Below are 6976 nucleotides of genomic sequence, written 5' to 3' on the forward strand. Positions count from 1 at the left end.
GGCCGCCGTCGGGGAGAACTCGCAGGCCGCCAGTGGGGACAAAACCTGGCCGCCTACGGGGAGAACTTCGGCTCTGTCGCGAGTTCCGTGATTCCCGAGATGTTGATCTTCAGTGGCAGAGGAGTACGCGTTTGCGGAGGAGGTCAGGCTTGGCCCGGCCGTACATCTGCCGCTTGAGCATCTTGATCCGGTTGACGTGTCCTTCGACGGGGCCGGAGTTCCAGTGCAGGCTGAGGCCGGCCATGACAGCGCCCCAGTCCTTGCGCAGGCCCGTCGCGAACCCCCGCAGCTCAGGCAGGGTGCTCGCCTCGGCGTCGGTGGTCCACTGCGCGAGCTTCTCCTGGCCGCGGAGATTGACGAGGATGTCGGCGAACCGGGCGACGAGGTCGCAGGCGGCGTCGAGATCGGGGCAGCGGTCGCGGAGTTCCTTGAGAGTGACGCGGTCATCTTCGGTGCGGTTGTCGGGGTGGGTGAGGACGATGGTGGTGACCTCGCGGGCCTTGGGGGCGAGGGGCGCGCTGGCGGGCTGGTTGTTCTTCTTGAGGTCGTGGACGAAGCGGCGGACGGTGCGCTCGCTGACCGGAACGCCGCGTGCGACGAGCTCCTGGTGGAGGCGGTCGGAGCTGGTGCAGCCCTCGGTGAACCGGGCGATCAGGTAGGCGGCGTGGTTGTCGAGGATGCTGCGTCGGCCGGTGGGGCCGCTGCTGATCAGCTCCTCCGGGGTGGCTGCGCGCATGAACTTGCGGACGGTCTTGGGGTCGAGCCGGAGCTCGGCGACGATGCCGGAGTGGTTGACGCCCTTGTCCATGAGCGCGTGCACGGCGGTATGCCGTTCACGGGCCAGCCGGGCGCGTGGTCCCTCGGGCTTCTCGGGCAGCGTGGCCTGCTCCTTCTCAGGTGGTAGTGGGGTCCATTGCGAGCGGAGGCGTTTGACCAGGCGTTCGGTGGCCTCGCCCAGGTTCTTCCAGAGGTGGAAGCGGTCGGCGACTTGGGTAGCGGTGCCGGCGCCCCGGTCTGCGCCCTCGGCGTAGCAGTGGGCGCGGTCACGGCAGATGATCTCGGTGCCGGGGTGGGCGGTGAGCCATGCGGCCAGGGAGTCGGCGGAGCGTTCGGGCAGGAGGTCGACGGGGCGTCGCTTCTCCATGTCGATCAGGATCGTTCCGTAGTGGTGGCCGCGTTTCAGCGCGAAGTCGTCGACGCCCAGGGCCCGGACGGCCTTCACGTCGGGGTCGGGCAGGGCGCGGATCAGCCGGAGCAGGGCGTCCTTGCCGAGGCCGATGGCCTGCAGCTCGGTCAGCCGGGCGCCGGCCCTGCCGCCGAGCGCGAGGGCGATCGCCTCCCTGATCGTGCGCAGCAGCACGGTGCAGCGTCCATACCGGAAGGTCAGCTCGGGTATCTGCTCGACGAAGGTCCGCCGTTCGCAGCCGGCGCTGTCGCAGAAGAACCGGCGAACTTGCAGATGGATCAGGGCCTGCTGGTTCGAGATCGCGGTATCGGAGATCTTGCGCTCGTACCGGCTGTGCACCCGCCTCGACACTGTGTCGCACCCCGGGCAGGCCGCCGAGGGCTCCTGGCCTCGCGCCCGAATGCGGACCGTACGGCCCACGACGTCCATGGACTCGACGCGCAGACGCGCGAAGTGCGGGAACAGGACGGCGAGAAGATCAGCGATGAGCATCCGGCATGATCACGAGCCGGGGAGATCAACATCTCGGGAATCACGGAACTCGCGACAGAGCCAGAACTTCAAGGCCATTGACACATCACCGTCAGCTCCGCGAAGGCAAGGACACACATCCCTCCCAGGTTGCTTCTCATACCTCCGCACATCGCCGGACCTCGTCCACCCGGGACGCGAGTCCGGTCGATCTGATGACAGGCCTCGCGCTCCGCTGACCCCACTGCGCCCGGCAACGGGAGCGCCTCAGGCGCCGGCGCGCCACCGTGACCGTCGCCGCGTCGGCGGTGGTCCCAACTGCGGCAAGGGGAAGGAATTCGACCGGAACCGGCCGGACACGACAACGGCCCCGCTCCCCACCGGCAGGCGGGAGAACGGGGCCGGCTTTGCAAGGTCACGTGCCAGCAGGCGCAGGTGCCTCTCTGGTGTCCGATTGGGTGTCCTCAGTAGTCATGTACCGAAGGAGTTTCCGCGTCAGGTCACGACGTGCTCTCTTCGGCAACTCCGCGATGACCAACTCCTTGAGTTCATCCGGATCCTGGGACGGCAGGCGGCGCGCAGCCTGATCCGAGACCTCCTCGGTGGCGGGGGAGCTCACTGCGGCCAGCCGAGGCTCGGGAACCTCCACAGATTCGTTGGCCGTCTCCGATCCCCTGCCCGTAGCGGGCACTCGGGGCTGCTCCGGCAGCGGCGGCGTTGCCGCGTCCGCTACGGAAGGTGGAGCTTCCGATGGGTCGATTATCACGGCGTGATAATCCTGCGGTTCCGTCTTCGCCTGAGGCTCGGGCTGAACCGGCCTGGTGGCTTTCTCTGGGCGCTGGCGGGCTTCCGCAGCACGCGCATCAGCCTGCGCGCGCTGTTCCTCAGGGCTCAGCTTGCCAAGGTTGCGAAGCTGCTCGCCTGTCCGTCGCCCCTCTGCCAGGTCGGCCTGCAGTTCGGGGCTGAGCTTCAGGAACGACAACTTGGACGAGATCGTGGACTGTCCGATACCCAGGCGCTTCGCTGCCTTCGACTGGCCGCCGTAGAACTTCACGAGCTTCTCGAGAGCGATCGCTTCCTCGAGCTCCGTCATGTTGTCGCGGTGGTAATTCGATACGAACGCGGCCTCGAGGAGCGATTCGTCGGTGGAGACCAGGGCGTCGTGGACCGTCACCTTGATGGTGTCCAGGCCTGCGCGGCGTGCGGCCTCGAGCCGGCGGTGGCCGTCGATGACGAGGTGGGTGGTGCCCGGGTCGAGGGTTCCGGCACGTTCGGGCCGCTCGGCAAGGTAGGCGTCGATTGTGGCGACTGTGATGGCGTTGACGACCCCGACGTGCCGGACGGTCTCCGTCATGTCGTTCAGGTCCCGCAGGTGATCGCGCGGGTTGTCGGGGTTCTGGGAGATGAGCCCGACCGGGAGTTCGGTGGGCGCGGGCTTCTGCCCTATGGCATCGATCGCGTTGCGTCGGGCGCTTCGGGCTCCGCCGGCTCGGCTGAACGCGGAGGACCGGGCGAACTGTTCTGACTTGGTCACCATGCGGCGCCCCGGGCGATCTGGCGCATGGCTTCGGCCTGGCCGCTGTGCGGCGCGTAGGAGAGGAGCGGCTTTCGCATCCTGACGGCTTCGCGCTGTTCCTTGAGGTCTCCGATGATGGCGAGGACGCGGGGGTCTCCGATGTCGCGCCACTGCTGCAGGGATGAGGTGGCGACGACGCCGCGGCGGCTGTCGTAGAGGTTCACGACGAGGCCGAGGTAGTCGATGTCGAGTTGGAAGTCGTCGCGGATGTCCTCGATCTGTCCGGCCAGCATGGAGTACGCGGTGGCGGAGGAGTCTTCGGCGAGCACGGGGATGATGACGCCGGAAGCGCCTTGGGGTTCTCCTTGGCGGCGGCGTCCGTAGTACAGGGCGGCGTCCATGGCGATGCCGAGGCTGGGCGGGCAGTCGACGACGATGACGTCGAAGTCCGCTTCGACTTTGATCAGTGCGCGTTCCAGGGCGCTTTCCTTCTGGACGCCGCGCTTGCTGCGGTCCATGGACTGGATCGCGATCTTCGCGTCCAGGAGGAAGCCGTCGAAGCAGGCGGGCAGCAGGTTGAGTCGCTTTTCGAACCGCGGATCGTCTATGACGACGATTAGGTCGCGGAGGTCGCCGGAACCTTCGTCGCACATGTGGGAGACGAGGCTGTCGTGGCCGGGCGGGATCTGCTCGACAGCGAGTTGCTGACTGAGGTGACCCTGCGGGTCGTAGTCGACGAGGAGGACCCTCTTGCCTTCCTCGGCGTAGGCCTGGGCGATGCCTGCGGAGACGGCGGTCTTGCCGACGCCGCCCTTCTGGTTGCACACGATTTTTCGCTGGGGGATGTCGCCTGTGGGGGCGCCGCCGGGGGAGGGGTGTGCGTCGAGCCAGCGGCGTACTGACTGGGCAAGGCCCTGAGTGTAGGAGACGCCGCGCTCGGTGCAAGTGCTCTTGAAGTCGTCGTAGAGGCCGACAGGCAGCCAGGTGCTGTACGACTCGGCGCCGGACGTATCGACCGCCGGGCCTCCGTGGGGGAGTTGCCGCCAGTCCTGCACAGCTGCGGTGACGGCGTCCTGGATGTCCAGGCTGAGTTCAGCGGCACGGATCTTGAGTTCTTGGCGGAGCACCGAGGGCAGCTTGGACGCCACCTTTTCCCGGTCGCCGTCAGGGTAGGGAGAGGCCATGGCGTCACCTTACTGACTTTCGGTGGATGGGTGATACCCGGATAGTCGTTTCTGATGGCGTTTCGCCCATCCAGCGGCAGCAAATATCACGGCGTGATAATCCCGGGCTGAGCTGCGGTCACCCTCACCGCCCGCTGCGGATTATCACGGCGTGATAATCCGTTTCGGCTCCTCCAGCTCGAGAAAGGCTTCGTCGTCGCTTGCCCCCTGCCGGGAGTTGCGGTTCGACGAACAGCCCCTCATAGGGCGCTGTCACGTTGCTGGCTGCTTGGGTCTCTGACGGTGCGTCGGGGCGTGGTGGGGGCCAGGGTTTCGTGTCCCGCCCCACCGTGACGCCGACCGCGGCCGCCATACGTGGACGGGCTGAGCCTGGACCTGCTGGACGCGCTGACGCTGCTGGCCCACCCGGCGGCGGGCTGAGGCCGGTCGGCGAGGACGGTCTGCTGCCCGCGGTCACGCAGCACCTGATGCAGGCCGCTCTGGAGGCCGAGCTGGATGAGCATCTGGCCGCCGAGGCCGAGCGCGGCGGCGGGCGGGGCTCGCGTACGGGCGGCAACGGCCGCAACGGGTATCGCACGAAAAAGGTGATGAGCGAGGTCGGGCCGATCACGCTGCAGATCCCCCGTGACCGGCTGGGCACCTTCCGGCCCCGCATCCTGCCCAAAAGTGCCCGTCGCACCGGCGCGCTGGACGAGATGGTGCTCTCGCTGACCGCCCGCGGCATGGCCTCGGGGGAGATCGTCGCGCACCTCGAGGAGGTGTACGGGATGAAGACCTCCAAGGAGACGATCTCCACGATCACCGACAAGGCCCTGGACTCGATGAACGAGTGGCGTACCCGCCCGCTCGGTCGGCTCACTCTCTCGCGGTGCGGTGCTGCAGGAGGATCCCGTGGGAGTGGCTTTGTCCATGAGATCGGGTCCGTCACGTCTGCGATGGACGGGAACAACAGCTTCTCCAGCCGGAGCAACGTCTCTTTCACAACGCCACACTGTCGGCCATACCGAGATCGGCGTGGGTCAATTTCAGGCAGCTTTCCGGAGGCCGATCCGAGCTTCGGTTGTCACTCAGCGTGCGCGCGTCACGGAAGTTGAGCCAGAACCTGAGAACGGACAGCAGATGTTCACCGCTTCGGGAGGCACCAGAGCACACCGAGGATTCGAACGCTGCGTGAGTTTCGACCCGAGAGGCGGCCGCCGTTATCTCCGGTGCCGATCGAACGTCAGGCATGTAAGAGATCGCGCGGATAGGTGCTCCGCGGCGACGAGCTTCCCGTGCCCAGGAAGCTCTGCAGAACGGGCCTACGAGTGAAGAGATGAGACGTCAGACAGGTGCCTGAACCGGGCGTCTCCGCCCTGGTAGCGTTCACGGCATGTCTGCTGCTTCGTGTGCGGCCGCTTGCGCCGCAGTGACCAGGACGTCCCGCTAGCGGCGGGACGTTCGACTCACACACTCCTCCTGGACGTCCAGCCGCTTCGTGATCAGACCGGAGCGGCACGTTTGTGCTGCTCAGAACTTCTTCTGAGCGACGGAGCACCTGATGCTTCCAGGCATCCTTTCTTCCCGCGGGCATAGCCCGTCCCCGGCACACGCATGGCTGATGCTGTGCGCAGTGTCCATGCTGCAGTTCTTCATCGCGGTCGACGTGACCGTGGTCAACATCGCCCTGCCCTCGATCGGCGCTGACTTCGACGTTGACGGGCACGCTCTGACCTGGGTCGTGGTCGGGTACACGGTCGCCGGTGGTGGGCTGCTGATGCTCGGTGGCCGGCTGGGCGACCTGCTCGGGCGGCGGCGCGTGCTGCTGCTCGGCACCGGCCTGTTCGGCGCCGCGTCGCTGCTGGCGGGCCTGGCCCCCACGTTTGCGCTGCTGGTGGTCGCGCGCCTGTTGCAGGGCGCCGGTGAGGCCATCGCGCTGCCTGCTGCAATGGCCACCATCGTCCTGATGTTCCCCGAAGGTCCGCGCCGGTCGCGGGCCCTGAGCGTGTGGGCGGCGGTGGCCAGCTGCGGTCTCGTGCTCGGATTCGCCCTGTCCGGAATCATCACCGCCCACCTCGGATGGCGGTGGATCTTCCTGGTCTCGGTCCCGTTCGTCCTGATCGTGCTGCTGGCCGCTGTCTTCCTGGTCGAGGGGGACCGGCCCGTAGCCAAGGACGCCCCGCGGCTGGACCTTCCCGGCGCGCTGTTGCTGACCGCTTGCCCGCTGCTGTTCATCTTCGGCGTAGTCGAGGCCGGCGAACCCAAAACGCCCGCATGGGTGGTCCTGGGGGCGCTGGCCGGGGCGGTGGCCGCCGGAGCCGGATTCGTGAGGGTCGAGACACGCTCGCGCAACCCGCTGCTGCCGCTGCGCTTCTTCGCCAACCGCACGCGTGTGGCAGCCAACCTGGCCACGATGCTGCTGAGCGGGGCGCTGTCGACCTCGTTTCTGCTGTTCACCTTCTATCTGCAGGACCGGTTGGGCATCGGCCCGCTCGGCGCGGGTCTGACGATGCTGCCTCTGGCCCTCTCGCTGATCGTTTTCTCCATGCTCGTGCCCCGCCTGCTGGGCCGGTGGGGAACACGCGCGTGCGTGCTCGCCGGCATCGGGTTCACTGCGGCCGCGATGGCCGCGATCGCGGC

The 6976-nt window shown here is 67.4% G+C and carries 4 protein-coding genes and 1 pseudogene; 2 read left to right on the forward strand and 3 right to left on the reverse strand.

What is annotated here, in order from left to right; translation table 11 throughout:
• Positions 1-109 precede the first annotated feature (109 nt).
• From ABTZ94_RS12825 to ABTZ94_RS12835, 3 genes are all read right to left on the reverse strand, one after another.
• The gene (locus ABTZ94_RS12825; RefSeq protein ID WP_351200367.1) at positions 110-1678 is read right to left on the reverse strand and encodes an ISL3 family transposase; all 1569 of its coding nucleotides are present in this window, start codon (positions 1676-1678) and stop codon (positions 110-112) included.
• 394 nt (positions 1679-2072) lie between these two features.
• Positions 2073-3194, reverse strand: a complete 1122-nt coding sequence (locus ABTZ94_RS12830) for a ParB/RepB/Spo0J family partition protein (RefSeq protein WP_351200373.1) — start codon at positions 3192-3194, stop codon at positions 2073-2075.
• Positions 3188-4357, reverse strand: coding sequence for a ParA family protein (locus tag ABTZ94_RS12835; RefSeq protein ID WP_351200375.1), 1170 nt, complete (start codon positions 4355-4357; stop codon positions 3188-3190). The genes ABTZ94_RS12830 and ABTZ94_RS12835 overlap by 7 nt, the downstream gene beginning before the upstream one ends.
• Before the next feature lie 350 nt (positions 4358-4707).
• Here ABTZ94_RS12835 and ABTZ94_RS12840 point away from each other — a divergent pair.
• A pseudogene (locus ABTZ94_RS12840) lies at positions 4708-5205 on the forward strand (transposase); the annotation flags it as partial.
• Positions 5206-5969: 764 nt separating this feature from the next.
• The coding region (locus tag ABTZ94_RS12845) for an MFS transporter (protein ID WP_351200379.1) at positions 5970-6976 on the forward strand (1007 nt) is incomplete at its 3' end.

This window comes from Streptomyces sp. NPDC002785 (assembly GCF_040295565.1).
GTDB lineage: Bacteria > Actinomycetota > Actinomycetes > Streptomycetales > Streptomycetaceae > Streptomyces.